Below are 26,320 nucleotides of genomic sequence, written 5' to 3' on the forward strand. Positions count from 1 at the left end.
GCCCTGCATGAATCAGGAAGACCGCCTGTCCGAACCCGACCTGGCCCTGCTGCAGCTAGGTCGCCGCCTGCACGCTGACGGCTACCGTTTCATCACCCCAACGCCGCTTACTCACGAGCGCGTCAACCAGCGGCCAGGCAACGAGCGCTCCAAGACCTTGCGGGATGTTTTCGGCTGGTCCAGGCCCTTCGCGCCGGGGCTTATTTCCGCCGACGAGCAGCGTCAATTGCAAGAAGCAGAAGTGTTGGAAGAACACGACGGCCTGCTGCGCAGCCGCGTGCGCTGGTCAAGCCTGGACGGCATGCTGTTCGCCCATTCGCAATTTCCGACCCAGGCCAACGACGCGGTGTTCTTTGGCCCCGACAGCTACCGTTTCGCCCACCTGATCCATACCCATCTGCAACAGAACTTCACGGCCGTGCATCGCGCGGTGGACATTGGCTGCGGTGCCGGTGTCGGGGCGATGGTGATTGCCCGCGCCCGACGCGAAGCCCAGGTACTGGCCATCGACATCAACCCGATGGCCTTGCGGCTGTGCGCCGTCAACGCGGCGCTGGCCGAGGTGGCAAATGTCGAGATCGCCCGCAGCGACGTGCTCAAGGACGTCGAGGGCGACTTCGACCTGATCGTCGCCAACCCCCCGTATATGGCCGACCCCGCCGAGCGTGCTTATCGCCATGGCGGCGGAACGCTGGGCGCGGGATTGTCGCTGCGTATCGTCGAACAGGCATTGTCACGGCTGACACCCGGCGGTTCGCTGGTGCTCTACACCGGCGTGGCGATGGTCGACGGTCGTGATCCGTTTCTGGAGGCTCTGGGCCCTTGGCGCGATTCACCGCAGTTCGCCTGGACCTACAGGGAATTGGACCCGGATGTGTTTGGCGAGGAACTGCTGACACCCGGTTATCAGGACGTGGAACGGATCGCCGTGGTGGCGTTGGTTGTCACCCGCACGGGTGCGGGTATCGGAGGGAATATCGATGAACAGGCGTCTGAAGTTCGGCATTGAAGAGGAATATTTCATCACCGATCTGCAAACCCGCCGCATGCCCGATCAACCGTCGGCGGCGGCGGTGACGGCGTGCCGGGAAGAGCTGGGCAAGCACTTCGCCCATGAAATGTTCCAGAGCCAGGTGGAAATGGCTTCGCCCATCTTCCGCAGCCTGGCCGAAGCGGCCGATTACTTGGCCCAGGTGCGTAACGGCCTGACCCAGCGCTTGGCGCCCCATGGCCTGGGATTGCTCAGCGCCGGATCCCATCCAATGGCGACCGTTGGCTTGCAACCCACCGACGAGCTGCACTTCCAGCAGTTGTTCGACGACTACCAGCGCGTGGCGCGCCGCAGCGTCCTGTCGGGCCTGCACATACATGTGGAAGTGCCGGGCGATCATGACCGGGTCAAGGTGATGAATGAGGTGCTGCCCTGGCTGCCGATGCTGTTGGCGCTCAGCGCGTCATCGCCGTTCTGGAACGGCGCCTACAGTGGCTTCAGCAGTTATAGGCAAGTGGCCTGCGATGAATGGCCGCGCATGGGCGTGCCGGAATTCTTCGAGGACGAATCAGCCTTCAATGGCTACGTGGACATGCTCACCCGCACCAGCTCCATCCGCCAGCCCAGCGATTGCTGGTGGGTGATCAGGCCTTCCTCGCACTATCCGACCCTGGAGCTGCGTATCTGCGATGCCTGCCCACGGACCGAAGATGTGCTGTGCCTCGTCTCGCTGTTTCGGCTGATGATTGCCCACGCCGTCGCCCAGCCCAAGCCAGGCGCCCACTACAGCTTGATGTCCCACTGGATCCTCAAGGAAAACCGCTATCGGGCCAAGCGCCACGGCATCCTCGCGGAATTTATTGTCGAAGGCCAGGAGCAACCGATGCTGATTGGCGAGTGGCTGAACCTGGCCGAGCAGACCTTCGGCGACACCGCGACGGCGCTGGGCGTGCAGGACGTGTTCAAGCAAGCGCGCCGGATCATCCAGGAGGGCACCAGCGCTGATCGACAAGTGGTCCTCTACGAGCAAGGCCTGCTGCTGGGCGATACGACCGAAGAGGCCCTGGGCCGGGTGGTCGATCAGCTGTTGTCGGAAACCGCCGGTTTGCCGGTGGCCGATCCCACCCTCGCGCAAGTTGCAGGTGGCCAATGACCAGCAAAACCCTTGACGACTACAACCGCATGCGCGATTTCGGCGCCACCTCGGAGCCGTCGGCGAAGCGCTCTCGCAAATCGGCAAAAACCACCCACGCGTTGCAGTACTGCATACAGAAGCACGATGCAACTCGTCTGCATTACGACTTTCGCCTGGAGCTGGATGGCGCGCTCAAGAGCTGGGCGGTGCCCAAGGGGCCGTCCCTGGACCCGAAGGTCAAGCGCCTGGCGGTTCACGTTGAAGACCATCCCATCGATTACGCGACGTTCGAGGGCAGTATCCCGGAGGGGCACTACGGCGCGGGCGACGTCATCGTCTGGGACCGGGGCGTGTGGATTCCACAGGGTGACGTGCACGAAGCCTACGAAAAAGGCCGGCTCAAGTTCGAGCTGCGGGGGGAAAAGCTCGCGGGGCTGTGGAACCTGGTGCGCACCCATATGCCGGGCAAGCAGGAACAATGGTTTCTGATCAAGCATCAAGATGACGCCGCCCGGCCGGAAAGCGAGTACGACGTGGTGCAGGCCGAGCCCGACAGCGTGCTCAGTGACCGCACCATCGTGCCCAAGCGGCGGGGCAAGGCGGCCGCCGCCAAGGCTGTAAAGCAGCCGGAAAAACCCGCCAAGGCGAAGCCATCCAAAAAGAGCGGCAAGACCACCCTCAGCGGCGCCGTGGCCGGGCCCATCCCCGAGACCCTCAAGCCGGAACTGGCGACCCTGGTGGAAAGCGCACCCGATGGCGAATGGCTCTACGAAATCAAGTTCGACGGCTACCGCGTCATGGCGCGCATCGATAATGGCGACGTGCGCTTGATTACCCGCAACGGCCATGACTGGACCCACAAACTGCCGAAACAGGCCGAGGCTCTGGCGGGGCTGGGGTTGGAATCAGCCTGGCTGGACGGTGAAATGGTCGTCGCCGACGAGCAAGGCGTGCCGGACTTCCAGGCCCTGCAAAACGCCTTCGACGCTGGCAGCAGTGGCAAGATCGCTTATTACCTGTTCGACCTGCCGTACCTCAACGGCATGGACTTGCGCAAAGTGCCGGTGGAGGAGCGCCGGGCGGCGTTGGCTGCGGTGCTGGAACCCAACGAAGATCCCTTGCTGCGTTACTCCGACTCCTTCGAAGAAACCCCGCAAGCATTGCTCAACAGTGCCTGCCAGATGCGCATGGAAGGGCTGATCGGCAAGCGCCAGGGCAGCGCCTATGTGTCCCGGCGCAGCAGCGACTGGATCAAGCTCAAGTGCAAGAACCGCCAGGAATTCGTCGTGGTCGGCTTCAGCGAGCCGAAGGGCGCCCGCAGCGCGTTTGGCGCCTTGTTACTGGGCCTGCATGACGTCGACAGCGGCGAGCTGCGCTATGCCGGCAAGGTTGGCACCGGTTTCAACGAAACCACGCTCAAAAGCATCCATCAGCAGCTGTTGCCCCTGGAAACCAAAAAGGCCGCCGTGGTCAATCCGCCCACAGGGTATGACGCCAAGGGTGTGCACTGGCTAAAACCGGAGTTGCTGGCGGAAGTGGCGTTTGCCGAAATGACCAAGGAAGGCTCGGTACGCCATGCCGTGTTCCATGGCCTGCGCAATGACAAACCGGCAAAGGCGATTACCCAGGAATTGCCCAAAACCGTGAAAAAAGCGGCGGCCAAGGACAATGCTGAACCGGCGCCGGCCGAGCCGAAAGCCAAATCCAAATCCAAGGCCACGGCCACGGCCACGGCCACGGCCAAGACCACGCAGTCGCCAACCTTGGAAGGCAAGGTCCGCATTACCCATCCGGATCGGATTATCGACGCGAGCAGCGGCACCACGAAGATGCAACTCGCCGAGTATTACGCCAGCGTTGCTGATTTTATCCTGCCGGAGCTGGCCGATCGCCCGGTGGCGCTGGTACGGGCGCCGGATGGCATCGCCGGCGAGTTGTTCTTCCAGAAGAACCCCGAGCGCCTGGCAATTCCCGGCATCACCAGCCTGGACAAGGACCTGACCGGGCAACCAGTGATGATCATCAACAACGCCGAAGCGCTGATCGGCGCGGTACAGATGAGTACCGTGGAGCTGCACACCTGGAACGGGACTTCTGCCGATCTGGACAAGCCTGACCGCTTCGTCCTCGACCTTGACCCGGACCCGGCGCTGCCGTGGAAAAGCATGGTGGAAGCCACGCAATTGACTTTGTCAGTGCTGGATGAGCTGGGCCTGAAGGCGTTTCTAAAGACCAGCGGCGGCAAGGGCATCCACATTGTCGTGCCGATTACTCGCAAGTTGGGCTGGGACGAGGTGAAGGGCTTCAGCCATGCCATCGTCAGCCACATGGCCAAGCTGTTGCCCGATCGCTTCTCGGCAGTGTCGGGTCCCAAGAACCGGGTAGGGCGGATCTTCATCGATTACCTGCGCAACGGTTTGGGCGCAACCACCATTTGTGCCTACGCAGTGCGTACCAGGGAAGGGCTGCCGGTGTCGGTGCCCATCTACCGGGAAGAAGTGGCCGAGCTCAAGGGCGCCAACCTTTGGAACGTGAACAACGTCCACGAGCGGCTGGCGGAGGTGGGGCATGAGCCTTGGGCTGACTTGCCCAAGACCCGCCAGAGCATCACCGCCGACATGCGGCGGCGGATTGGGATGAAGAAGACTGCGAAGTAGCTTGATCGGCCTCGCTTTTTTGGCGAGGCAATGAGTAGCTAAAAATAACCCGCCTCTGTGGTGAGGGAGCAAGCACCCCCGCTACAGAGGCTGTTCTAGCCAGCCCCAGCTAGTAAACCCGCGAACGCCGCAACTGCTCGATCGTTTCAATCAACTCGTCATAGGACACCGGCTTGCCGATGTGCTGGTCGAAGCCCGATTGTTGTGATTTATGCAGGTCGATGGACGCACCGTAGCCCGTCAGGGCGATGGCCGGGATGTATTTGATGTGAGGCAGCTCGCGCAGCGCCTGCATCAATTCATGGCCATTCATCTCCGGCATGCCCAGATCGGAGATCACCACGTCGAAACGGGCGTCCTTGGCGGCCTGCAAGGCTTGCAGCGGCTGGTCGAAGGCGACCACGTTGGCGTCTTCCATTTCCAGCAGCAACTTGAGGGTATCGAGCACGTCCGGGGAGTCGTCCACCAGCAACACCGTCAGGCCGCTCAGGCGTCCCGACTGTTCCTCGCAAGCCTGCGGTTTGGGCACGATCGCGGCATTGCTCAGGGGCAGGCGAATCGTGAAGGTGCAACCTTTCCCCAGCCCCTCGGACTTGACCTCGACGCTGCCGCCGTGGGCTTCGGTCAATTGCCGGACCAGTGACAGGCCGATCCCCAGGCCTTCGCGCTGGTGTGTCGCGTGTTGGGTCTCGGCCTGGCCGAACAGGTCGAACACTTCGCTCAGGTGCTCCGCCGCGATACCCACGCCGGAATCCTTTACGTCCAGGCGCGCCATATGGTCGTCGTGGCTGGCGACCAGTTGCACGCGGCCGCCGCTAGGGGTGAATTTCAGCGCGTTGTTCACCAGGTTCCAGATGATCTGTTCCAGCCGGGTCGGGTCGGCATTGACGATCAGTTCTCCATTGGAACCCTCGGGCAGGTCCAGAGTGACCTTGTTGGGATGATTGTCGTTGATCACCACGGTGTAGATGTCTTGCAGCACCCGCGCCAGATCGACGGCTTGGCGCTTGAGCTTGAGCTTGCCGGTGCGGACACGGGCCACGTCCAGCAGATCGTCAATAATGCGTGCCTGGCTGTTGACCGCATCGCAAATGGTATTGACGGCCCGGGCCGCGGTGGTGGCGGCCTTGGTCACCGGCAGGCGGCGAAGCAATTCGGCGTTTAGCTGGATCAGGTTCAGCGGGTGCTTGAGCTCGTGGGACATGACGGCGAAGAACTCATCCTTCAAATGGCTGGAGTTCTGGGTTTCCATGAGCCGCTGGGTCTGTTCCTCGTGCAGGCGCTTGTGGCCGGTGAGGTCACGGGCAATCTTCACGTAACCCTGCAGATATTCGCCGCTGAGCAGTGTGACTTCGCCGCTGCAGAAGAAGCGGCTGCCATCCTTGCGCTGGTGCCAGCGCTCGTCTTCGCAACGGCCTTTGGTTCGAGCGGTGCTCAATTCTGTTTCGGGTACGCCAGTGGCGCGGTCCTCGGGCGTGAACACGAAGTCGTAGTAACTGCCTTCGGCTTCGCTCTTGGTATGCCCGAAGATCAGCTCCGCCCCGGTGTTCCAGCTGGTGATCACGCCGTGCTCGTCCAACAGGATAATCGCGTAGTCGCGGGTGCTTTCAGCCACAAGGCGCATGCGTTCCTCGCCCAAGCGCAGCTCTTCTTCGGCCGCGCGACGCTTGGTGATATCGATGAAGGTCAGCACCGTGCCGTCGATATGATCTTCGCTGGAGCGGTATGGCAGCAGCCGGGCAATGTACCAGCGAGCGTCGCTGCTGCTGACTTCGCGCTCGATCATGTTCAGGGATTCGAATACCTGGGTGGCGTCCGCCGCCATGTCCGGGTAGTCCAGCCGATGGGTGATGTCCAGCAACGAACGGCCGGTGTCCACCGGCAGCATGCTGAAAATCTCCGTGGCCCGAGGCGTGAACCACTTGATGCGCATGCTGCGGTCGACGAATACCGTGGCAATATCGGTGGAGGCGATCAGGTTGGTGAGGTAGTCGTTGATCTTGTCGGTTTCCTCCACCTTGGTCTTGAGTTCGTAGTTGACCGTCAGCAGTTCCTCATTGATCGATTGCAGCTCTTCCTTGCTGGTCTCCAGCTCCTCGGTGGCCGATCGCAATTCCTCGTTGATGGCCTGCATTTCTTCATTGGAAGCCTTGAGCTCTTCGCTGGAGACTTCTGCCTGCTCGATGGTGTCCTGCAGGTGCGACTTGGTGCGCTGGAGTTCGCGTTCCAGGTTGGCAAGCACTTGGTTTTCGGTCTGGCTGGTAATGGCGGCAACCTGCTGGCCGGGGTCGACTTCCTCCTCTTCGAAGACGACGAGCACAAAGTCGCCATCGGATTGTTCGTCGCGATAGGGCTGGACCAGCAGGTCCACCAGGAAACGCCGTCCGTCGCGTTCCATGTTGACTTGGCGTGACTTGACCGGTTGGCCGTTCTGGTTGACCTGAAACAACGCCGTGCGGATTTCCAGGCGCAGTTGCGGATTGATCAGCGTCAGCAGGTTGCGCGACATTTCGCCGCCGACATGGCGCAGGTAGCGGCCGGCACTTTCGATCATGTGCAGGATGTCGCCATTGTTGTCGACAATCATGCTGGGCGGCGCGGCACGCTCGATGGCGCGCAGGTGGATATCGGCGAACGAGACTTTGCGTGGCACCGCGACCTGGGGCGGGACCAACGCCGAGGTACTGCGCACATAACCGCCACGGGGCATGGTCGGTGTGCGGCGGCTGCTGGCGGTGCCGTACTTGGCGCGGAAGATCCGGTTGCGCTTGTCCACCGGGCTGAACAACTCGCTGCAGGCGTCGGCCGATTCCGAAGAGCCGAGAAACAGATAGCCGCCCGGCCGCAGGGCAAAGTGGAACATTTGCAGGATTTCACGCTGCACCTCGCGGTCGAGGTAGATCAGCAGGTTGCGGCACACGATCAGGTCGATCTGCGAGAACGGCGGGTCCGAGAGTAGGCTGTGCTTGGCGAACAGCACCCGTTCGCGGACTTCCTTGCGCACACGGAAAGTCGAGTTTTCCTTGACGAAGTACTGGCGCAGGCGGGTGGGCGGTACGTCGGTGATGATCGCTTCGGGGTAGGCCCCGCCGCGGCCCACCGTAATTGCCCGCTCATCGATGTCGGTGGCGAATATCTGCAGCTTGGCGTTGCTGGCATCGTGTTGCAGTTGATCGCTGATCAACATGGCCAGGGTGTAGGCTTCCTCGCCGGTCGAGCAGCCGGCCGACCAGACCCTGATTTCCTCCGGCGGGACGCTGCCCGGTTCCACCGGCTTGAGCAGGTTGGGCAGTACGTCGCGCTCCAGGGCTTCGAAAGCCTCACGGTCCCGGAAGAAGTTGGTCACACCGATCAGCAGGTCACCGAGCAGGGCCTTGGTTTCCTCCGGATGACTCTGCAGATAGCTGTAGTAGGCGTTGAGGTCCGGTTGGGCGGTGACTTGCATGCGTCGTTCGATACGCCGCAGCACGGTGGCCCGTTTGTAATGCTTGAAGTCATGGCCGGTGCCTGCCCGCAGCTGCACCAGGATGTCGTGCAGCGATTGCTCGGCGGCAACGGCTTCTCGCTCGGATGTCGGCGGCTGGGTATGTATCTCAGGGTCGTTGGCGGTCGGCAGGCGGATGGCCTGGGAGTTTTGCCACAGCTCCAGGAGTTTTTGCGGCATTTCCGCCACCGGCAGCACCAGATCGACCATCTGGGTGTCGATGGCCGCCTGTGGCATGCCATCGAATTCGGCGTCCTGGGGCGACTGAGCGAGGGTCACCCCGCCTTGTTCCTTGATTCTCGACAGACCCACGGCACCGTCGGAACCGGTGCCCGACAGCACCAGGCAAAACGCGCGGTCCTTGTGCACATCGGCCAGGTCACGGAAAAACAGGTCGATCGCCACGTGCCCACCCTGGCGCGATTCGGCCGGGGTAACCTTCAGATACCCGTCGTTCATCGATAAATGATGGGCCGGGGAAATCACATAGACATGGTTCTTCTCGATCGGCACCGCCTCGGTCACCTGCAATACAGGCATCTTGGTGGATTCCTGGATGATCTTGTCGGCGATGCTCTGATGATCCGGCGCCAAGTGAAGTACGATCACGAACGCCATGCCGTTGTCCTTGGGCATGTGCTCGAAAAACTGCTTGATGGCTTGCAACCCACCCGCCGAGGCGCCGATGCCCACGACGGCGAAATCCAGGTGACTGGGGCTCAGCTCCTTTCGTTGTGGAACGTTGGGAGAGCGTTTGCTTGGAGATGACATATTAGGTTAGGCCTTAAAGGGCGGCGGGGCGGTCCAGCGCTGCCGACTCGATTTCAGGATGCAAAGCCGCAGGATAGTCGTGTTACACGAACATTGCGAAATTGACGCTTCGCAACACCGCCGCCACCGTCATTGTGTACCTCAAAACCCGTTCAGCCTACCGGAACCCGCAAATACTCCGGCTGCAAATAGTTGAACCACAGCAGGATCATCTCCACCAGAATCGTGACCAGCACCAGCAGGCCGACGCCCCAGACACTGGCCGAATACAGTAGGCCCTGTTCCTTCTTCAAACCCATGAACTTAGGCAGGCCGACGAACAGCAGGAAAGTCGAGTACACCGAAGCCGCCAGCAGGACCGCCACTGCCAGCCACCGGCTGGGGTACACGCCGAATATTCCGGCCAGGAAGTAGGGGGTCGCGGTGTAGGCAGCGAAACCGATGCATTGGTTCACGGTTGGCCGGGCCTCGAAGGTGCGCGACATCCAGCGGATGAACAGCCCCATCAACGTCACGCCGACAACGATGGTCACATACAGCAAGACGCACAGCTGCAGCGCACTGGCGTGGCTGAGTCGCACGGTTTCGTTTTCGGCCAGACTCCAACCGGTCCAAGTGGTACCGACGAACAGGCATACCGCCGGAATCAGTGCGAGCAACAGAAGATGCGCCAGGTAATGGTGGGGATGGGCCTGTTCCTGCTCGCGAATGTCCCCCCAGGCGAATTCCGGATGGGTGAACAGTTTGACGAAAAGCACGGACATAACGACCTCCTGATCAAGACAGCCTCTGCATGAGGCTCATACCGTTATGAGGTACAGGAATGACCAGGGGTTTCATTTATTTGACCGCTTGGCGCGACGGCGCGATAAAGGGAATGATTCGAGGCGGCGGGGGTCAACCCATCAGCATCCATGAAGGACTGTATGCCATGACTGTTGCCCATTCCCTGATCGAGTACATGCGTGAACATGAGTTGCGCCTGACCACTGCCGAGTCCTGCACCGCAGGGCTTATCGTCACGCTGTTGGCCGAAGTGCCGGGCAGCGGTTCGCTGATCGAAAGCGGTTACGTGGTGTATTCCCCCGAAGCCAAGCAGCGGCTGCTGGGTGTCAAGCCGCGGACCATCGATACCTTCAACCTGACCAGCCGCGAAGTCGCCGAGGAAATGGCTTTTGGCGCATTGCGCGACGCCAACGCCAACGTGGCGGTGGCCACCACCGGCCTGCTCGGGCCCGACGACAAGGACGGTATTCCCGCCGGCACGGTGTGTTTTGCCTGGGCGTTCGAATTGAACGGGCAGCGCGCGCTGTTCAGCCGCCGAGAGCGTTTTTTCGGCGATCGGCGCCAGGTGCAACGGTTATCCAGTGAATACGCCTTGCAGCAATTGCCCAGCTATCACCGGCGCGCCATGGCGGGTGAACGTCGATAGGAGGACCCCATGACCGACCAATGCGAACAGGACGATCATCGCAGTCGCCAGTACCCGGTATGCGAGGACATGGCGTTCCAGCACAAGGTCTGGCGTTTCGAACGGGTGGGTTGGTATGCGTTGGTGCTGCTGGTCTTGTTGACGTTGCTCGGGCTGTTTTCCCATGGGCCACTGAGCAATAGCGAGATTCACAGTGCTGACGGCAGCATCGGGGTCGAATACGAGAGGTTCCATCGCAACGGCTCGACCAATCCCGTGATCGTGCGCTTGAAGGGAGCACCCAATGCAGTGCTGGAAATCGAGCTCGGGGGCGACTGGCTGGAGGGATTCGACGTGCAAAGCGTGCAACCTACGCCCATGCGCTCGGCCGCCGCGGGTCCGGGCATGAAGCTCTGGCTCCAGGCGGATGGTCAGGGGCAGGCGAACCTGCACCTGTCATTGCTCAGCGAAGGCCTCGGCACGTACCAGAGCCGCATCGCAACGCCCAACGGCGCCGTGGTCACGTTCAGTCAATTCATCTTTCCTTAGGTGACATATGGATTCGGTACTGCGAGCCGCCGCGATGTATGCGGTGCTGATGGTGTTGTTCAAGATCGCCGGGCGTCGTTCGTTGGCGGAAATCACCACGTTCGATTTCGTGCTCTTGATGATCATTGGCGAGGCGACCCAGCAAGCGCTGCTGGGGGATGACTTTTCGATGACCAACTCGTTCATGGTCATCGTCACGCTGATCGCCATTGATGTCGGATTTTCGTTGCTCAAGCTGCGCTCCGACTGGGTGTCCCGGCTCATTGATGGCGGCCCGACCATCATCGTCGAGGACGGGCGCATCCTCCAGGGCCGCATGCGCCACGCGCGGCTGGTTGAAGCGGACATCATGGAAGCGGCACGCTCGAGCCAGGGCATCGAGACCCTGGACCAGATCAAATTCGCGATCATCGAGCGCAACGGGAAGATTTCGGTGATTGCCAAGGAGTGATCCGAAGGGCGCTTTCCGTGGCGAGGGAGCAAGCTCCCTCGCCACGGAATATGTGCCTGCGCTTACAGGATCGGCTTGCCCCCTGTCACCGCATACCGCGAGCCGGAGATGTAGCTGGACTCATCCGACGCCAGCAGCACGAAGATCGGCGCCACTTCCACCGGTTGGCCGGGGCGGCCCAGCGGCGTCTGGGAACCGAAATTCTGCACTTCTTCCTCGGGCATGGTGGCGACGATCAGCGGCGTCCAGATCGGCCCCGGCGCAACACTGTTCACACGAATACCCTTGGGCCCGAGCATCTGGGCCAGACCGCCGGTAAAGTTGGCAATGGCGCCCTTGGTCGTAGCATAGGCCAGCAGCGTCGGCTTGGGCATGTCGGAGTTGACCGATGTGGTGTTGATGATCGAGCCTCCGGCCTTCATGTGCGGCACCGCGGCCTGGCAGATCCTGAACATCGCCGTGATGTTGATATCGAACGTGCGCACCCATTCTTCATCGGGAATTTCTTCGAGGGTTTCATGGGTCATCTGGAACGCGGCGTTGTTGACCAGGACATCGATACGCCCGAAGCGCGCCACGGTTTCATCGACAACCTTGCGACACTGGGCCTTGTCGGCAAGATCGCCCGGCAGCAACAGGCACTGGCGACCGGCCTGTTCAACCCAGCGCGCGGTTTCCTTGGCATCTTCGTGTTCGTTCAGGTAGGAAATGGCCACGTCCGCGCCTTCACGGGCGAAGGCAATCGCCACGGCGCGCCCGATGCCGCTGTCGGCGCCGGTGATCAGGGCGATCTTGTTCGCCAGGCGTCCTGAACCTTTGTAACTCTGTTCGCCGCAGTCTGGATAAGGGTCCATTTTCTGCTGGCTGCCAGGTACGGGTTGGTTTTGCTTAGGGAAGGGTGGGGTTGGGTAATCGGCCATTTTCGTTCTCCATCTCCAGTGGTTGCGATGGAGGGTGGACCCTGGGGTTTTGGCCGGAGTTCGGTCGGATTTTCCTGCCGGTCGATAAGCGTGACCACGAGCGTTTCATCGACCGATCACCGATTAAGGTGAACGTGGGCGAAGCCGCCTTTTCCAATCGAATAAGGTCTCAGAAGGAGAAGGGCATGTTCAGTCATATACAGATCGGCGCGCGCGACCTACCGAAGATGGTCGCGTTTTATGATGCGGTCCTGGGCTGCCTTGGCCTGGTGCGCATGGACAGCGAGGACGACTCTGGCCCACCCGGCGAGGGCTGGCATCAGCCCGGCAGGCATTGGCCGCAGGTGTTCGTCCAGGTGCCCATCAACGGGCTGCCGGCGACCTGGGGCAATGGGATGCAGGTCAGCTTTGCCGCTGAATCACAGCAAGCCGTGCGCGAGGCCTGGAAGATGGCGATGGACATGGGAGGTTTCGACGAAGGCGAGCCGGGCCCGAGGCCCCAATATTCGAAGGATTACTTCGGCGCCTATTGCCGGGATCCGGAGGGGAACAAGCTGTGTTTTGTGCATACGCCGGATATGCATGACTGACTTCGGCATGGGCGGTGGTGGAGGCTTCTGTGGCGAGGGAGCTTGCTCCCGCTCGGTCGGCCCGACGCTTCGGGCGCAGCGACCGCAAGATTTTGGGGCCGCTTCGCAGCCCAGCGGGAGCAAGCTCCCTCGCCCCAGGGGATCCGGTCAGGTTCGGGATTTCAGGCTACGCTCCATCCGCGCAATCCCTTCCTCCAGCAACGCCCGTGGGCAGCCGAAGTTCAGCCGCACGAACTGCCCCGCGTCGTCGCCGAAATCCAGCCCGGCGCTCAGGCCGACCTTGGCTTGCTTCAGGAAAAAGCCCTGTGGGTCGTCCAACCCCAATCCGGAGCAATCCAGCCACGCCAGGTACGTTCCCTGCGGCACGGTCATGGTGATGCCCGGCAAGCGGGTCTTCACCGCCTCGACCAGGTAATCACGATTGGCCTGCAAATACTGCTTCAAGGCCTCCAGCCACGGTCCCGCTTCGCTGTACGCGGCGCGGGTGGCCTCCAGGCCAAGGGCGTTCACACTGTCGACCATGCCGGCCCTGGCGCCGTTGACCCGCTCGCGCAGCTTGGCGTTCTGGATGATGGCGAAGGAGGTTTTCAGCCCCGCGATGTTATAGGCCTTGCTGGCGGACATCAGGGTGATGGTGCGTTCGGCAATGTCCGCGCCCAGGCTGGCGGTGGGGATGTGCACGCGGCCATCGAAGCATAGCTCGGCATGGATTTCGTCGGAGATGATCCAGGCGTCCTGCTCGACACAAATATCCGCCACCGCCTTGAGTTCGTCGCGACCGAATACCTTGCCCAGTGGGTTATGAGGGTTGCTCAGCAACAGTGCACCGCCGCCTTGAAGGGCATCCCGTAGTTCGGCCTGCGGTGTGCGGAACTCGCCATCGACCGTGTCGAATGCCAATTCCACCTTGTTCAGGTTCCAGTTCCCAGGCGCGTTGCGTAGCGGTGGATAGTTGGGCACCTGCACCACGACGTTCTGCTGCGGTTCCACCAGCGCATGCAGTGCCATGTTGAAACCCGGCTCGACCCCAGGCAGGAATAGGATTTGCTGGGGCTCGACGCGCCAGGCGTATTTGCTCCAGAGATCGGCGACGATGGCCGCGCGCAGATTGTCCTGGGCAACGCTGTAGCCGAGCATCGGGTGCTCCAGGCGTTTGCGCAGCGCATCGACGACGACCGGTGGCGCGGCGAAATCCATATCGGCCACCCACATTGGCAATACATCCGCCGGGTAGCGGCTCCACTTGGTACTACCGGTGCCGTGGCGCTCGAACACCAGGTCGAAATCGAAAGTCATGGTCGTTCCATCAGGTCAGGGAATGGGGATGGCGCCATGATAAAGCGTGAACGGCATGATTGTATCGCTGTGTATCCAGACCCTTTGCCGATACGCACTGATTCCTTTGGGCCTGTCGATGACACATCCCAGATACCTCGCCGGCGTCAAATGAGCCCATCGAGACAGCACAAGCCGTCTCAGCTACTCACTCAAACGTCGGAGACATCGCCATGAACGTCAAGAATCTCAGCATTGCTTCACTGTTCGCCGTCCTCAGCCTCGGCGCTGTGGCAGCCAACGCCCAGGACGCCGTCAAGCCGCATACCTACATGTACGGTGATCACCTGGACATCGCCAAGGTGCTTTCGGTCAAGCAAGGGATGGGCTCAGGCTGCGGCGTCGTCGAGTCGCGAATGACCTACCTGGATTCCACCGGGGCGATCCAGGCGCTGGACTACAGCGCGATCGAGCAGGATTGCGGTCAGGGCAATTGAAGAAACGGGTGTCCCATGTGGCTGTGGCGAGGGGATAAAACCCCTCGCCAAGGTTTGGCGTTTGCTCCCAATCAAGCCAGGCTGAACGGCAACTGCCGCAGGGGTTTGCCCGTCAGGCTGGCAATGGCATTGGCAAACGCCGGGGCCAAGGCGGGCAGGCCGGGTTCGCCCATGCCGGTCGGTGGCTCAGCGCTCGGGACGATGTGGACGGCAATTTGCGGCATGTCGGTGATACGCGGCACGCTGAAGTCGGCAAAGTTGCTTTGTTGCACGACACCGTCCTTCAACGTCACGGCGCCACCAGGCAGGCACATCGACAGGCCCATCAGCGCAGCGCCTTGGACCTGGGCTTCGATGCTGCGTGGGTTGACCGCCAGATTGCAGTGCACGCCCGCCGTGACGTTATGGAGCACGGGACGGCCATCCTGCACCGAGGCTTCGACCACGTAGGCCACCACCGAGCTGAACGACTCGTGCACCGCCACGCCCCAGGCTTGACCGGCGGGTAACTGGCGCTTGCCGTATCCGCTGCGGTCGACCGCCAACTGTAGCGCGTCGCGATGACGCGGGTTCTGGTCGCCAAACAGCTTCATGCGGTACGCCACCGGGTCCTGCTTGGTCGTGCGGGCGATGTCGTCGAGCAGCGTCTCCATTACGAAGGCGGTGTGGGTCGAGCCGACGCTGCGCCACCACAGTACGGGCACGTTGAGCTTGGGATGATGCACCGTCAATCGCATCGGCAGCGGATACGGATCGCGCAGGCCTTCGGTGGCGGTGGGGTCGATGCCGTTTTTCATCTGCCCGGCGAACAAGGTGCCGGTCAAGATGGATTGCCCCACCAGCGCGTGGTCCCAGGCCAACACCTTGCCGCTGTCGTCGAAGCCGATCCGCGCGCGGTGAAGGTGCATGGGGCGGTAGTAGCCGCCCTTGATGTCGTCTTCACGGCTCCAAAGGGTGCGGATGGGGGCATCGAGCCCGGCGGCGCGGGCCGCCTTGGCCACTTCGCAAGCCTGTACGACGAAATCATTGGTGGGCACGCCGCGCCGGCCGAAGCCACCGCCCGCCGTCTGCACATTCACCTGGACCTGCTCAGGCTTGAGATTGAGCACCTTGGCCGCTGCCGCGCCGTCGCCGCCGGGAAACTGCGTACCCACCCACAACTGCGCACGGCCCTCGGACAGCTGGACGGTGCAGTTCAGCGGCTCCATGGGCGCATGGGCCAGATAAGGAAATACGAACTCGGCTTCCAGTTGATGGGGCGCCGACGCCAGGGGCTTCATGTCGGCATCGAAGTGGAGCGGTCCGGATTGGCCGGCCAGTTCGCGGTACTGGGCCAGTTGTTTTTCCGTGTCGACTTTTTCGACCTTGGCAACGTCCCATTCGACCTTCAGCGCATCACGCGCCAGCTTGGCCTGCCAGTAGCCGTCGACGATCACCGCGACGCCTTCGGCACCGCCGTCCAACGGCACGCGCAGCACGGCTTTTACACCTTTGGTCGCGCGTGCGGCGCTGTCGTCCAGGGAGGCGATGCGGGCGCCGAATACCGGTGGATGGGCGACCACGGCGGTCAGTTGCCCCGGCAGATGCACGTCGATGCCGAAATTCTGTTGGCCGCTGCTCTTGGCCTTGGCGTCGAGGCGGGTGGTGGCCTGGCCGATGAGGCGGAAGTCCTTGGGGTCCTTGAGCGTGACCTTCTCCGGCACGGGCATCGCCATGGCGGCTTCGGCCAACTCACCGTAGGTGGCCTTGCGACCGCCAGGGCCAAGCACCGCGCCGTTTTGCGTGGTCAGGCTGGAGGCGTCGACATTCCAGCGCGCCGCTGCGGCGGCCAGCAGCATCGAACGGGCCCGGGCGCCCAGTTCGCGGTATTGGGTGTAGCTGTTCTTGATCGAATTGGAGCCGCCGGTAAGGTGAATGCCAAAGGCCGGATCCATGTACGCCGCGTCGTTGCTGCCGTTGCGCGTGCGCACCAGGCTCCAGTCGGCGTCGAGCTCTTCGGCGAGGATCATCGGCAGGCCGGTCTGCACGCCCTGGCCGAACTCAAGGCGATTGATGGTCACCGTCACCTCACCGTTAGGCGCGATCTGGACGAAGGCAGAGGGTTGCTGGGTCGGCTTGAGTGGGCCTTCGCCCGCGCCGTTGGCCTGTTCGGCCAGGGCCAGGTGAGGAAAAGCCCCCAAGGCCAGGCCGCCGATGCCGACGATCTTGAGGAAGCTGCGGCGGGGCAGGGTCGCGGGACCGTCCGCGTCATCGCGTTCGAGCAGGTGCTGCAAGGCTCGCGGAAGTTCGGTTGGAAAAATCTCGTTCAGCATGGCGCAACTCCCTGTCAGGCGAGGGCTTTGGCGGCGTCGGCCACCGCGGCGCGGATTCGTGCGTAGGTGCCGCAGCGGCAGATATTGCCGGCCATGGCCGAGTCGATCTCGGCCGGTGTCGGCTGCTTGCCCTTGGGCTGGGCCTTGAGAAACGCGGTCGCGCTCATGATCTGCCCGCTCTGGCAGTAGCCGCACTGCGCCACGTCATGCTTGACCCAGGCTTCGTGCACCGCGGTGCCTACCGGGTCGCTGCCGTCGGTGGCCGCCTCGATGGTCGTGATCTTCCTGCCGACCGCCGCGGCTATCGGCGTCACGCAGGAGCGAATGGCTTGGCCATCCAGATGAACGGTGCAGGCGCCGCACAAGGCCGCACCGCAGCCGAACTTGGTGCCGGTCATGCCCAGCGTGTCGCGCAGGGCCCAGAGAATAGGGGTGCCAGGGTCTACGTCAACCGTGTGCTCACGGCCATTGATATTGAGGGCGCTCATAGTCGGACCAGCTCCAGATGGTTGGGCACCGATTACTATAGAAAGCATTGGGCGCGATAGCTTGCACGATCCGGTCCGATGATTGCCCAATCTTGCAAATCACCCAGCCATTCGTTTGAAACGACCACGCCAAGATGTGGGCACGGCATACCCGCGTATGATATCGGGCGCGCCATACCGCGATGCACACTCGTCCTCCAGGTGATCCGTTGTTCTGCCAATGGATACGGATTCGCCTCATCCAGCACAGGAGAGCGATCATGACGATGCATCTGCAAGACACGCCGCAAAAAACCATCCAGGGAGTATCCGCGACCGAGGAACTGGTTCCGTCGCGCTACGCACTCAAGGTCGGCGACATCGATGTACTGGTGGTGAGCGACGGCGTGCTGCCGCTGCCGACCTCGACCATGTCCACCAATGCCGACCCCGCCGCACGTGCTGCCTGGTTCAAGGACATGTTCCTTGGCCCGGACGCGTTCGATTGGGCGTTGAACGTGCTGGTGGTGCGCAGCGGCGAGCAAACCCTGCTGGTCGACGCGGGGCTGGGCGGGCAGTTCCCCGGCTTCCCACGTGCAGGGCTGTTTCCAAAGCGGCTGGAGGCGGCCGGCATCGAGCTTTCCTCCATTACCGACGTGGTCATCACCCATATGCATATGGATCACATAGGCGGCCTGCTCGTCGACGAGGTACGGAACCGCCTGAGCCCGGACGTGCGGATCCATGTTTGCCAAACCGAGGTCGATTTCTGGGCGGAGCCTGACTTCTCCCGCACCGTCATGCCCGCGCCGATACCGGACGTGCTGCACACGACCGCGCGGCAGTTCATGGAGGCATACCACGACAAACTGCACACCTTCGAGCAGGAGCATGAAGTGGCGCCGGGTGTCGTGGTCAAACGCACCGGCGGGCATACCCCGGGGCACAGTGTGGTGCATGTGACGTCTGGCCGCGAAAAGCTCACGTTTGCCGGCGACGCCTTGTTTCCGGTGGCTTTCGACCATCCCGATTGGCAAAACGGCTTCGAGCATGACCCTGAAGAAGCGGTGCGCGTTCGCGTACGGTTGATGCAAGAGGCCGCGGCAAGCGGGGAGCTGTTCGTGGCGACCCACCTTTCGTTTCCTTCCGTGGGCCGTGTGGCGGTGGATGGCGACGCGTTTCGTTGGGTGGCGGGGTCCTGGGATTATTGAGTGCTGGCTGGGCTTGGATGTCAGTTCGGGCCCAGCGTAACGAACCAAGTCGCGACGTTGTCACTTCGAACTCAGTTGCACCGGCGTCGTCTCGATCAGCCGTCGCGAGCGTATCATCGACTTGGTTTGCTCGACGTAAAGCTTGAAATGTCGATCTCAAGTTGCGCGATACGGACCCCGGCCGTGGAAGGGAAGCTTTGCGCCGATGCCCAGCCACCAGCAAAGAGACCCGGTACTAACGCGCATGCGAAAAACAGGCGATGGATTTTCATGAACTCTCCTGACTGCTATTTATACCCGGTGAATCGGTGACAGGCGGGGACAAACAAAACGCCAATCCCGGTTCCGCCCTGTGCGCAACCAGTGTCCACCCGTGTGCGCGAGCGATCTCCTGGCAGATGGTCAGCCCCAGTCCCGCGCCGTGATCGCGCCGATGGGCGCCGCGCCAGAAACGAGTGAATATGTGGGGCAGTTGCGCTTGCTCCACGCCGGGGCCCCAGTCGCGCACGGTCAACTGGTCGGCGGTACATTGCACCTGCACCTGCGTGCCTTCAGGCGCGTGCTGGATGGCGTTTTCCAGCAGGTTTTTCAGCAGCGTGAACAGGGCGCTGCGGTCGGCCTGCCAAGGCGTTTGCGTGGCCGTGTGCCCTGTCAGGACGATGCCGACCCGCGCGGCGTCGGCCATGCGTTGCAGGTAGTCTGCGGCTTGCTGCACCACTTCCCCGACGTTCACGGCGGCAAAGCTGTAGTTGTGGGCCTCGCTGGTCTCGGCCAGCAGCAGTAATTGTTGAACCTGGCGTGTCATGTGCTCGACGTCATTGAGCAGCGAGTCGCGGGTCTTGTCTGGAGCCATCAATTCGATTTGCGCGCGGATCAGCGCCAGTGGCGTCTTCAGTTCATGGGCCGCGGTCGCGAGGAACTCCTGCTGCACACGGTATCCCTGTTCCAGGCGTTCAAGGGCGCTGTTGAAGCTGCTGACCAGTGGCGCGACTTCCGACGGCACGGTTTTGCTGTCCAGGCGTGAATGCAAGGATCGAGGGGAAATGGCCGCCGCTGATTCCGAGACTTCGCGCAGTGGCTTGAGCGCATACCCCAGCGTGAAATAGGCGCAAGCGCCGAAGACAAAAAGCAGCACCAGGCTGAACAGGACGATACCGGCCCCCATGAAAGGCCAGGCGAAACCCTGATGAAGCAGTTCCATCAGTCGTTCGCTGACGGCGAATTGCAGATACCAGATCGTGCCGTCGCGCTCCACCGGGGCGGTGGCGGCGTACATCAGCATGCCCTCACGCTCGAACTTGAAGCGCCCTTGGTCCGAAGGCGGTGATTTGGCGACCGGCGACCAGAATGCCTCGTCGGTGGAGGCCAGGACGACGTTTGCCTGCGAGTCCAGCACGCGATAGCCGATTTCCACCCCCAGGCTCTTGAAGGTCCAGACGCGATCACCTTCGCTGTCATCGAAGCCGGTAGGATGGCCCGCAGCGTCGAACATCAGCTTGCCGGCGAGTTCATGGGTGCGTTCGGCGACGTCGGTGGTCAGGAGGATATCGCTCCTGGACGTAATGAGCGCGACAGCGCCCAGCGCAATCAGCAAGATACTCAAGCCCACGCCGGCGACGTAGGCGAGCAGGACCTTGAAACTGATGCTATTGCGCCAGGTCGTCTTGACGAAGGGCATAGCCCAGGCCTCTCAAGTTGACTATCCGTTGGTGGGAGCCGATCGCCAGGAGCTTGCGGCGAATACGATGCAAGGCCACGTCGAGGGCGTTTGGCGTCACGGCTTCGCTCAAGCCCCACGCAGCCGCCTCGATGGCGCTGCGACGGACGATTTCACCGGGCTTGCGCAGTAACAACAACATGATCTGCATTTCCGCCGGCGCCAGTGGAACGCTGCCTTTGACGCTGCACATGACCCCTGCGTCGGGTTGCACGCTGAGGTCGCCGTGTGACGGCGCCAAGGGGCGGCGCTCCACGGGGCGGCGCAACAAGGCCCGCACGCGTGCGACCATTTCGTCCATGGCGAATGGCTTGGGCAGGTAGTCATCAGCCCCGGCGTCCAGGCCTTCGATCCGGTCATGCAGCGCGTCGCGGGCCGTCAGCACCAGGCAGGGCACGCCCAACCCGGCGTTGCGCAAGCGTTCGAGCAGGAGCAGCCCATCGCCATCCGGCAAACCCCGGTCGAGAATCAACGCCTGGTAGGGCACCTGTTGGATGGCCGCCCATGCCGCATCGATGCGGCTGATGACGTCGACGGCGATGCCTGCGCTCGACAAACCCTTGCACACCAGTTGCGCCAGACGCTCATGGTCTTCGACCAGCAGTATGCGGCTCATCAGAAACGGTACAGGTAGCCGAACAGCGCGCTGTTTTCGGTAGATCGATCTACCAGCGGGCTGTCCTTGATTTCATCGGACAGGCTCGTGGCCTTGAGGTCCAGAAACACGGAGTGATGATCATCGAACATATAGTTTCCACGTAAGCCGATTTCGGTGTTCATGCCGGACTTGCCATCATAGGCTGCCCGATCGGCGCGAGCTTCATTTTCCCGGACGCCGAAGTAGTAGTCGACGTAGTTGTCGTCCTGCCAGATGGCGGCCAGCCGTGGCGTGAGCCTGATGTGCTCGCCGAAATTCCACGACCGTTCCAGGCCCAGGGTGAAGCGCTGGCCCTTGCTGTTGCTCGAAACGTCGCCCAACCACTCGGCGCTGACATCGGCCAGGTCGTTGCGCCACTTCACCTTGGCCCCCGCCCAAAAGCCGCCCTTGCGGTCGCTCATCCCGTCCAGGATGCGGGCGTCATCGTCATCATAGCCACTGAAATCGTACTCACCGACGAGGCTGAATTCGAGTTGCTGGGTGTCGCTGATGTCCAGGCTCGGCAATTTGATCTCGGCGGTTGGGCCAAAGACGCGCACATATTCGTTTTCAAAATAGATCAGCGGCAGGACCTCGCTGTCACGGTCGATGCCTTTGTAGGGCTGTTGGCTGCTGGCTGCACCCACGCCGAGGCCCCAAGCGGAGCCTTCAGACTCGTCGGCACTGGCCGCGATCGGTGAGCACACGCCCAGCACAAGCGCGGAGCTGGCGATGGTCAGCCGGATCGCAAGGTAAGGTTTCGATAAGGTCAAGGCGCGCATGGAAGTCTCCGGATCGGTGGGATGAATGCATGCCTATCGTTGAGAACTTCTTCTTACTGAACACTTACGGTTCGGCATGGCTAACCGCCTTTTGCCGGTAAGTGTTGCGAAAGACTGCCTGTCGGATAGTGGCCGTCTCGAGCAATCGCGCCATGTGGATGTATCGGCACCCGCGAGCGATGCGAACCCTGCGCAGGAATTCGATCCCCATGAAAAGAAAAACTCTCCACGTCGTTCTGTTTGTCGCGACCATCGCCTGCACCGTTGCATTGGTGATGATGGGCCTGTCGCCGGACCCGCGACCGCCCGGTTCTGAACATCACCCCAAACCGGCACTGACCGTGGCCGTCACCCGGCTTGAATCGGCCATGCTGCCGGTTCGCATCCAGGCCAATGGCAACATCATGGCGTGGCAGGAAGCGAGCGTCGGCACCGAGGCCGATGGCTTGCGGTTGGCCGAGGTCATGGTGAACGTTGGCGATGTGGTGCGGCGTGGCCAGGTGCTTGCAACGTTCAGCTCCGATACGGTGGCCGCCGAACTCGCGCAACGTCGCGCAGCCACCGCCGAAGCACACTCGGCCCTGTCCGAAGCCCGGGCCATCGCGCGGCGTGCCCGGCAGTTGCAGTCGAGCGGGGCGCTCTCGCAGCAGCAGGTCCATCAACATGTGACAGCCGAACGCACGGCGCAGGCAAGGCTTGAGGCGGGCGAGGCCGCCGAACGATTGCAGCACCTGCGCCTGGCCCAGACCCGCGTCCTGGCGCCCGACAACGGAGTGATATCGGCGCGCAGTGCCACGGTGGGCGCCGTATTACCCGCCGGCCAGGAGCTGTTTCGCCTGATCCGCGAGAGCCGGCTCGAATGGCGCGCCGAGGTCGCGGCAGCGGATCTCGCGAAATTCCATCCCGGCCAGCTTGCGCGTGTGGTGCCGGTCAACGGCGCGGCGATCGAGGGCAGGGTGCGCAGGGTTGCGCCCACGGTGGACATGCAGACCCGCAATGGCCTGGTGTATGTCGACCTGCCCGCCGACACGGCGGCGCGTGCCGGGATGTTTGCCCGTGGCGAGTTCGACGTCGGGGCCGAGCGGATGGCGACGCTGCCGCAAACTGCCGTGCTGCAGCACGACGGCTTCAGTTACGTCTTGCAGGTCGGCGCGGCGTTCCAAGTGGCCCAGGCCAAGGTGACAGTAGGGCGCCGCGTCGGCGATCGAATCGAGATCACCGCTGGCATCGACAGCACCGCCGCCGTGATCGAAGCCGGAGGCGGTTTTCTCGCTGAAGGTGACCTTGTCCGCGTCGTCCAGGGGCGCACCCAACCGATACACAATCTCACCAGCGGGAGCGCGCAATGAGCCTTAACGTGTCGTCCTGGTCGATCCGCAACCCGACGCCTTCGGTGCTGTTGTTCATCCTGCTGACATTTGCCGGCGCGATGGCCTTCTGGAAGATGAAGGTGCAGAACTTTCCCGACATCGACCTGCCCATGGTCGCTATCTCAGCCGAGCTGCCGGGTGCTTCGCCGGTCCAGCTGGAAAACGATGTGGCCCGCAAGATCGAGGATTCTCTCGCCACCGTGCAGGGCGTCAAGCATATCCAGAGCACCTTGACCGACGGCAACGCCGATATCACGGTTGAGTTCCGCCTCGGCAAACCCACCCAGGAAGCGCTCGATGACGTTCGTGATGCGGTTTCCAGGGTCCGGGCAGACCTGCCCGCCGACCTGCGCGACCCGGTGATCAGCAAGATCGAGGTTGCTGGCACGCCGATCCTGACCTATACGGTGTCGGCCGCGGGCCTGGACGAAGAGGCGCTGTCATGGTTCGTCGACAACACCCTCAGCAAGGCCTTGCTGGCTGTCCCTGGCGTGGGCGCAGTCGAGCGTGTCGGTGGGGTGACGAGGGAAATCCGCATCGATCTGGACCCGGCACGCCTGTTGGCTTTGAATACCACGGCGCTGGATATTTCCCGTCAACTTCGCCAGATCCAGCAAGAGGCCTCCGGCGGGCGCGTGGATCTGGGTGGCATCGAGCAAACGGTGCGTACGCTTGCCACGGTACGGTCGGCCGATGAAGTCGCGATGCTGGACGTGACCTTGAGTGACGGCAGACGAGTGCGGCTCGACCAGGTCGCGACGGTATCCGATACCGTTGGCGAGCGACGTTCGGCGGCGCTGCTGGACGGCGAGCCGGTGGTCGCGTTCGAAATCGTACGGGCAAAAGGGGCCGGGGAAATCGAGGTCGATGAAGGTGTACGCGCCGCCCTTGAGCAGCTCAAGAACCGACATCCTGGAGTCACGTTCAACCAGGCGTTCAGTTTCGTCGAGCCGGTGATCGAAAATTACCAGGGTTCCCTGCACCTGCTCTACGAGGGCGCGGCACTGGCGGTGCTGGTGGTGTTCCTGTTCTTGCCGGATTGGCGAGCGACCTTCGTCTCGGCTGTCGCGCTGCCGCTGTCGGCGATACCGACATTCGCGGTGATGCACTGGATGGGGTTCACGATCAACACCGTTACGCTGCTGTCGCTGTCGCTGGTGGTCGGTGTGCTGGTGGACGACGCCATCGTCGAAGTGGAAAACATCGGGCGTCACTTGCAGATGGGCAAGAAACCCTACCAGGCGGCCATGGATGCCTCTGAGGAGATCGGTCTCGCGGTGGTCGCCACGGCGTTTACGTTGATTGCGGTGTTTCTGCCCACCGCGTTCATGAGCGGCACGGTCGGCAAGTTTTTCGTCCAGTTCGGCTGGACGGCGGCCACGGCGGTATTTTTCTCTCTCGTTGTCGCGCGCCTGCTGACGCCCATGACGGCGGCCTACCTGATGCGCGCCCCGAAAAAACCCGAGCCCAGGGTGGCCGGATGGGTGATGCACTACTTGTCCTGGGCCCGCTGGTGCCTGCGTCATCGAGCCGTGACCGCTGTTGGCGCAGCGATTTTTTTTGTCGGCGGGTTGATGCTCGCGGCAGCGTTGCCGGGCACCTTCATGCCGCCCGATGACGACTGGCAAACCCAGGTCACCCTCACGCTTGCGCCCGGTAGCAGACTGGGCGACACCCTGGTGCTGGCCGAGCAGGCGCGGGGGATAGTCCGGCACAACCCCCAGGTGAAAAAGGTCTACACCGCCGTCGGGGACGGCAATGCCGGCACCGACCCTATAGGAGCGGGCGGCAACGTCAAAAATGTCCGCACGGCGGTGCTGACACTTAACCTGACGCACCGCAACGATCGACCCGGACTGAGTAAGCAACAGATCGAGAAACAATTGCGCGAAGCCCTCGCGATACTGCCCGCAACGCGGGTGAAGGTGGGCATGGGCGAGTCGGAGAACTACGTGCTGGTGCTTGCCGGCGAAGACGGCGCCTTGCTCACCCGGCATGCGCAGCTGGTGGAGCGCGAACTGCGCGGCGTGCCTGGCGTGGGCGCGGTGATTTCGACCGCGAGCCTGAAACGCCCCGAACTGCTGGTGCGACCCGATTTCGCCAGGGCGGCCGACCTTGGCGTGACCTCCGCAGCTATCGCCGACACCCTGCGCGTCGCCACCTTGGGTGACTACGACCAGGCGCTCGCCAAACTCAATTTCAGTGAACGGCAAGTGCCTGTTGTCGTGCGCTTGACCGACGCCGCTCGTCAGGATTTCGAGACGCTCAAGCGCCTACCGGTGCCCGGCGCCCGTGGTCCGGTGCCGCTGGAAAATGTCGCGTCGCTGGAGATCGCCAGCGGCCCGGCGCAGATCGAACGTTTCGACCGCATGCGCAACGTCAACATCGAAATCGAGACAAACGGCCAGCCATTGGGCGACATTGAACAGGCAGTGCTTGCCTTGCCGAGCCTGCAAGCACTGCCGCCCGGCCTGGTGCGCACTTCGGTGGGAGATGCCGAAGCCATGGGGGAGCTTGCCTCGGGATTCGGCGTGGCGATGCTGACCGGGGTGTTGTGCATCTATATGGTCCTGGTCCTGTTACTGAAGGACTTCCTGCAACCGCTGACCATTCTCGCCGCCCTGGTGCTCTCGGTGCCAGGCGCCTTCCTTGCGCTGTTCGTCACCGGCTCGACATTGTCGATGCCGTCGATGATTGGGCTCATTATGCTAATGGGGATTGCCACGAAGAATTCGATCCTGCTGATCGACTACATCCTCCTCGCGCGCCGAGACCACGGACTGACGCGCTCTGAAGCGATCATCGATGCCTGCGGCAAGCGTGCGCGGCCCATTGTCATGACGACAATCGCCATGGGCGCCGGCATGATGCCCATCGCACTCGGTTGGGGGGCTGACCCGAGCTTCCGCGCGCCGATGGCCATCGTGTTGATTGGCGGGCTTATCACTTCGACAGTGCTGAGCCTGCTGGTCATTCCCGTGGTGTTTTCCTTGGTGGACGACGGCGCGCAGGGAATATATGCGCGTATGCGTAACATCACGGGTAATGAAACGGTGGGGGGTCACTCCGAGCACTCATGAAGCCGACCCAAGC

At 62.4% G+C, this 26,320-nt stretch carries 21 protein-coding genes; 11 read left to right on the forward strand and 10 right to left on the reverse strand.

Going from position 1 to position 26,320, the window contains the following annotated elements; genetic code table 11:
• The first annotated feature begins 7 nt into the window (after window positions 1-7).
• From DOCECA_RS08895 to ligD, 3 genes are read left to right on the forward strand one after another with little or no spacing between them, the layout of a single operon-like run.
• Window positions 8-1,009, forward strand: a complete 1,002-nt coding sequence (locus DOCECA_RS08895) for a methyltransferase (RefSeq protein ID WP_445571782.1) — start codon at window positions 8-10, stop codon at window positions 1,007-1,009.
• Window positions 981-2,144 (forward strand): carboxylate-amine ligase, encoded by a 1,164-nt coding sequence (locus DOCECA_RS08900; protein WP_420763996.1) that lies wholly within the window; start codon window positions 981-983, stop codon window positions 2,142-2,144. Before DOCECA_RS08895 ends, DOCECA_RS08900 begins: the two co-directional genes overlap by 29 nt.
• Window positions 2,141-4,783 (forward strand): DNA ligase D, encoded by a 2,643-nt coding sequence (gene ligD / locus DOCECA_RS08905; RefSeq protein ID WP_445571783.1) that lies wholly within the window; start codon window positions 2,141-2,143, stop codon window positions 4,781-4,783. The genes DOCECA_RS08900 and ligD overlap by 4 nt, the downstream gene beginning before the upstream one ends.
• A gap of 109 nt (window positions 4,784-4,892) precedes the next feature.
• Here the strand turns inward: ligD and DOCECA_RS08910 are convergent, their stop codons facing one another.
• Both DOCECA_RS08910 and DOCECA_RS08915 read right to left on the reverse strand, forming a co-directional pair.
• The gene (locus DOCECA_RS08910; RefSeq protein WP_445571784.1) at window positions 4,893-9,038 is read right to left on the reverse strand and encodes a CheR family methyltransferase; all 4,146 of its coding nucleotides are present in this window, start codon (window positions 9,036-9,038) and stop codon (window positions 4,893-4,895) included.
• Between the two features lie 152 nt (window positions 9,039-9,190).
• Window positions 9,191-9,802 carry a Yip1 family protein gene (locus tag DOCECA_RS08915; protein ID WP_420763993.1) on the reverse strand — a complete coding sequence of 204 codons (612 nt, stop codon included), beginning with the start codon at window positions 9,800-9,802 and terminating at the stop codon, window positions 9,191-9,193.
• Between the two features lie 167 nt (window positions 9,803-9,969).
• Between DOCECA_RS08915 and DOCECA_RS08920 the strand changes: the two genes are divergently transcribed.
• The 3 genes from DOCECA_RS08920 to DOCECA_RS08930 are packed head-to-tail and all read left to right on the forward strand — an operon-like array spanning window position 9,970 to window position 11,449.
• Window positions 9,970-10,470 (forward strand): CinA family protein, encoded by a 501-nt coding sequence (locus DOCECA_RS08920; protein ID WP_420763992.1) that lies wholly within the window; start codon window positions 9,970-9,972, stop codon window positions 10,468-10,470.
• Window positions 10,471-10,479: 9 nt separating this feature from the next.
• Window positions 10,480-10,998, forward strand: a complete 519-nt coding sequence (locus DOCECA_RS08925; protein ID WP_420763991.1) for a hypothetical protein — start codon at window positions 10,480-10,482, stop codon at window positions 10,996-10,998.
• Between the two features lie 7 nt (window positions 10,999-11,005).
• Window positions 11,006-11,449 carry a DUF421 domain-containing protein gene (locus DOCECA_RS08930; RefSeq protein ID WP_420763990.1) on the forward strand — a complete coding sequence of 148 codons (444 nt, stop codon included), beginning with the start codon at window positions 11,006-11,008 and terminating at the stop codon, window positions 11,447-11,449.
• A gap of 62 nt (window positions 11,450-11,511) precedes the next feature.
• Here DOCECA_RS08930 and DOCECA_RS08935 read toward each other — a convergent pair whose 3' ends face one another.
• The gene (locus tag DOCECA_RS08935; protein WP_420763989.1) at window positions 11,512-12,369 is read right to left on the reverse strand and encodes an SDR family oxidoreductase; all 858 of its coding nucleotides are present in this window, start codon (window positions 12,367-12,369) and stop codon (window positions 11,512-11,514) included.
• 185 nt (window positions 12,370-12,554) lie between these two features.
• On the opposite strand from DOCECA_RS08935, the gene DOCECA_RS08940 reads away from it, so the two are divergent.
• Complete coding sequence (locus tag DOCECA_RS08940; protein WP_434564019.1) at window positions 12,555-12,959, forward strand: VOC family protein; 405 nt, start codon at window positions 12,555-12,557, stop codon at window positions 12,957-12,959.
• A 147-nt stretch (window positions 12,960-13,106) separates the two neighbouring features.
• Here the strand turns inward: DOCECA_RS08940 and DOCECA_RS08945 are convergent, their stop codons facing one another.
• Window positions 13,107-14,255 (reverse strand): MalY/PatB family protein, encoded by a 1,149-nt coding sequence (locus DOCECA_RS08945; RefSeq protein ID WP_434611394.1) that lies wholly within the window; start codon window positions 14,253-14,255, stop codon window positions 13,107-13,109.
• Between the two features lie 212 nt (window positions 14,256-14,467).
• Between DOCECA_RS08945 and DOCECA_RS08950 the strand changes: the two genes are divergently transcribed.
• Window positions 14,468-14,731: a DUF2790 domain-containing protein gene (locus DOCECA_RS08950; protein ID WP_445571785.1), complete on the forward strand. Its 264-nt coding sequence runs from the start codon at window positions 14,468-14,470 to the stop codon at window positions 14,729-14,731.
• A gap of 71 nt (window positions 14,732-14,802) precedes the next feature.
• On the opposite strand, the gene DOCECA_RS08955 is transcribed toward DOCECA_RS08950, so the two are convergent.
• Together DOCECA_RS08955 and DOCECA_RS08960 are read right to left on the reverse strand one after the other, a co-directional pair.
• On the reverse strand, window positions 14,803-17,043 hold the full coding sequence (locus tag DOCECA_RS08955; RefSeq protein ID WP_445571786.1) for a molybdopterin cofactor-binding domain-containing protein: 2,241 nt from the start codon (window positions 17,041-17,043) through the stop codon (window positions 14,803-14,805).
• Window positions 17,044-17,057: 14 nt separating this feature from the next.
• The gene (locus tag DOCECA_RS08960; protein ID WP_420763984.1) at window positions 17,058-17,531 is read right to left on the reverse strand and encodes a (2Fe-2S)-binding protein; all 474 of its coding nucleotides are present in this window, start codon (window positions 17,529-17,531) and stop codon (window positions 17,058-17,060) included.
• Window positions 17,532-17,791: 260 nt separating this feature from the next.
• Here DOCECA_RS08960 and DOCECA_RS08965 point away from each other — a divergent pair, with 260 nt between their 5' ends.
• Complete coding sequence (locus tag DOCECA_RS08965; RefSeq protein WP_445571787.1) at window positions 17,792-18,721, forward strand: MBL fold metallo-hydrolase; 930 nt, start codon at window positions 17,792-17,794, stop codon at window positions 18,719-18,721.
• Between the two features lie 113 nt (window positions 18,722-18,834).
• Here DOCECA_RS08965 and DOCECA_RS08970 read toward each other — a convergent pair whose 3' ends face one another.
• The 4 genes from DOCECA_RS08970 to DOCECA_RS08985 are packed head-to-tail and all read right to left on the reverse strand — an operon-like array spanning window position 18,835 to window position 21,857.
• Window positions 18,835-18,993, reverse strand: coding sequence for a hypothetical protein (locus DOCECA_RS08970; protein WP_445571788.1), 159 nt, complete (start codon window positions 18,991-18,993; stop codon window positions 18,835-18,837).
• Entirely contained in the window at window positions 18,990-20,399 is a 1,410-nt protein-coding gene (locus DOCECA_RS08975) for a sensor histidine kinase (RefSeq protein WP_445571789.1), read from the reverse strand. The genes DOCECA_RS08970 and DOCECA_RS08975 overlap by 4 nt, the downstream gene beginning before the upstream one ends.
• Window positions 20,368-21,054, reverse strand: a complete 687-nt coding sequence (locus DOCECA_RS08980) for a response regulator transcription factor (RefSeq protein WP_434564026.1) — start codon at window positions 21,052-21,054, stop codon at window positions 20,368-20,370. The genes DOCECA_RS08975 and DOCECA_RS08980 overlap by 32 nt, the downstream gene beginning before the upstream one ends.
• The gene (locus tag DOCECA_RS08985; protein ID WP_434651066.1) at window positions 21,054-21,857 is read right to left on the reverse strand and encodes a MipA/OmpV family protein; all 804 of its coding nucleotides are present in this window, start codon (window positions 21,855-21,857) and stop codon (window positions 21,054-21,056) included. Before DOCECA_RS08985 ends, DOCECA_RS08980 begins: the two co-directional genes overlap by 1 nt.
• 209 nt (window positions 21,858-22,066) lie before the next feature.
• Between DOCECA_RS08985 and DOCECA_RS08990 the strand changes: the two genes are divergently transcribed.
• Entirely contained in the window at window positions 22,067-23,206 is a 1,140-nt protein-coding gene (locus DOCECA_RS08990; protein WP_445571790.1) for an efflux RND transporter periplasmic adaptor subunit, read from the forward strand.
• Entirely contained in the window at window positions 23,203-26,307 is a 3,105-nt protein-coding gene (locus tag DOCECA_RS08995) for an efflux RND transporter permease subunit (protein ID WP_445571791.1), read from the forward strand. The genes DOCECA_RS08990 and DOCECA_RS08995 overlap by 4 nt, the downstream gene beginning before the upstream one ends.
• The last annotated feature ends 13 nt before the right edge of the window (window positions 26,308-26,320 follow it).

It is taken from the genome of Pseudomonas sp. E102 (assembly GCF_052660185.1).

Bases quoted from the DNA above. Each gene is read 5' to 3' on its own strand.
- DOCECA_RS08895 (WP_445571782.1), top strand. From the start codon at position 8: ATGAATCAGGAAGACCGCCTGTCCGAACCCGACCTGGCCCTGCTGCAG.
- DOCECA_RS08900 (WP_420763996.1), top strand. From the start codon at position 981: ATGAACAGGCGTCTGAAGTTCGGCATTGAAGAGGAATATTTCATCACC.
- ligD (WP_445571783.1), top strand. From the start codon at position 2,141: ATGACCAGCAAAACCCTTGACGACTACAACCGCATGCGCGATTTCGGC.
- DOCECA_RS08910 (WP_445571784.1), bottom strand. From the start codon at position 9,038: ATGTCATCTCCAAGCAAACGCTCTCCCAACGTTCCACAACGAAAGGAG.
- DOCECA_RS08915 (WP_420763993.1), bottom strand. From the start codon at position 9,802: ATGTCCGTGCTTTTCGTCAAACTGTTCACCCATCCGGAATTCGCCTGG.
- DOCECA_RS08920 (WP_420763992.1), top strand. From the start codon at position 9,970: ATGACTGTTGCCCATTCCCTGATCGAGTACATGCGTGAACATGAGTTG.
- DOCECA_RS08925 (WP_420763991.1), top strand. From the start codon at position 10,480: ATGACCGACCAATGCGAACAGGACGATCATCGCAGTCGCCAGTACCCG.
- DOCECA_RS08930 (WP_420763990.1), top strand. From the start codon at position 11,006: ATGGATTCGGTACTGCGAGCCGCCGCGATGTATGCGGTGCTGATGGTG.
- DOCECA_RS08935 (WP_420763989.1), bottom strand. From the start codon at position 12,369: ATGGCCGATTACCCAACCCCACCCTTCCCTAAGCAAAACCAACCCGTA.
- DOCECA_RS08940 (WP_434564019.1), top strand. From the start codon at position 12,555: ATGTTCAGTCATATACAGATCGGCGCGCGCGACCTACCGAAGATGGTC.
- DOCECA_RS08945 (WP_434611394.1), bottom strand. From the start codon at position 14,255: ATGACTTTCGATTTCGACCTGGTGTTCGAGCGCCACGGCACCGGTAGT.
- DOCECA_RS08950 (WP_445571785.1), top strand. From the start codon at position 14,468: ATGAACGTCAAGAATCTCAGCATTGCTTCACTGTTCGCCGTCCTCAGC.
- DOCECA_RS08955 (WP_445571786.1), bottom strand. From the start codon at position 17,043: ATGCTGAACGAGATTTTTCCAACCGAACTTCCGCGAGCCTTGCAGCAC.
- DOCECA_RS08960 (WP_420763984.1), bottom strand. From the start codon at position 17,531: ATGAGCGCCCTCAATATCAATGGCCGTGAGCACACGGTTGACGTAGAC.
- DOCECA_RS08965 (WP_445571787.1), top strand. From the start codon at position 17,792: ATGACGATGCATCTGCAAGACACGCCGCAAAAAACCATCCAGGGAGTA.
- DOCECA_RS08970 (WP_445571788.1), bottom strand. From the start codon at position 18,993: ATGAAAATCCATCGCCTGTTTTTCGCATGCGCGTTAGTACCGGGTCTC.
- DOCECA_RS08975 (WP_445571789.1), bottom strand. From the start codon at position 20,399: ATGCCCTTCGTCAAGACGACCTGGCGCAATAGCATCAGTTTCAAGGTC.
- DOCECA_RS08980 (WP_434564026.1), bottom strand. From the start codon at position 21,054: ATGAGCCGCATACTGCTGGTCGAAGACCATGAGCGTCTGGCGCAACTG.
- DOCECA_RS08985 (WP_434651066.1), bottom strand. From the start codon at position 21,857: ATGCGCGCCTTGACCTTATCGAAACCTTACCTTGCGATCCGGCTGACC.
- DOCECA_RS08990 (WP_445571790.1), top strand. From the start codon at position 22,067: ATGAAAAGAAAAACTCTCCACGTCGTTCTGTTTGTCGCGACCATCGCC.
- DOCECA_RS08995 (WP_445571791.1), top strand. From the start codon at position 23,203: ATGAGCCTTAACGTGTCGTCCTGGTCGATCCGCAACCCGACGCCTTCG.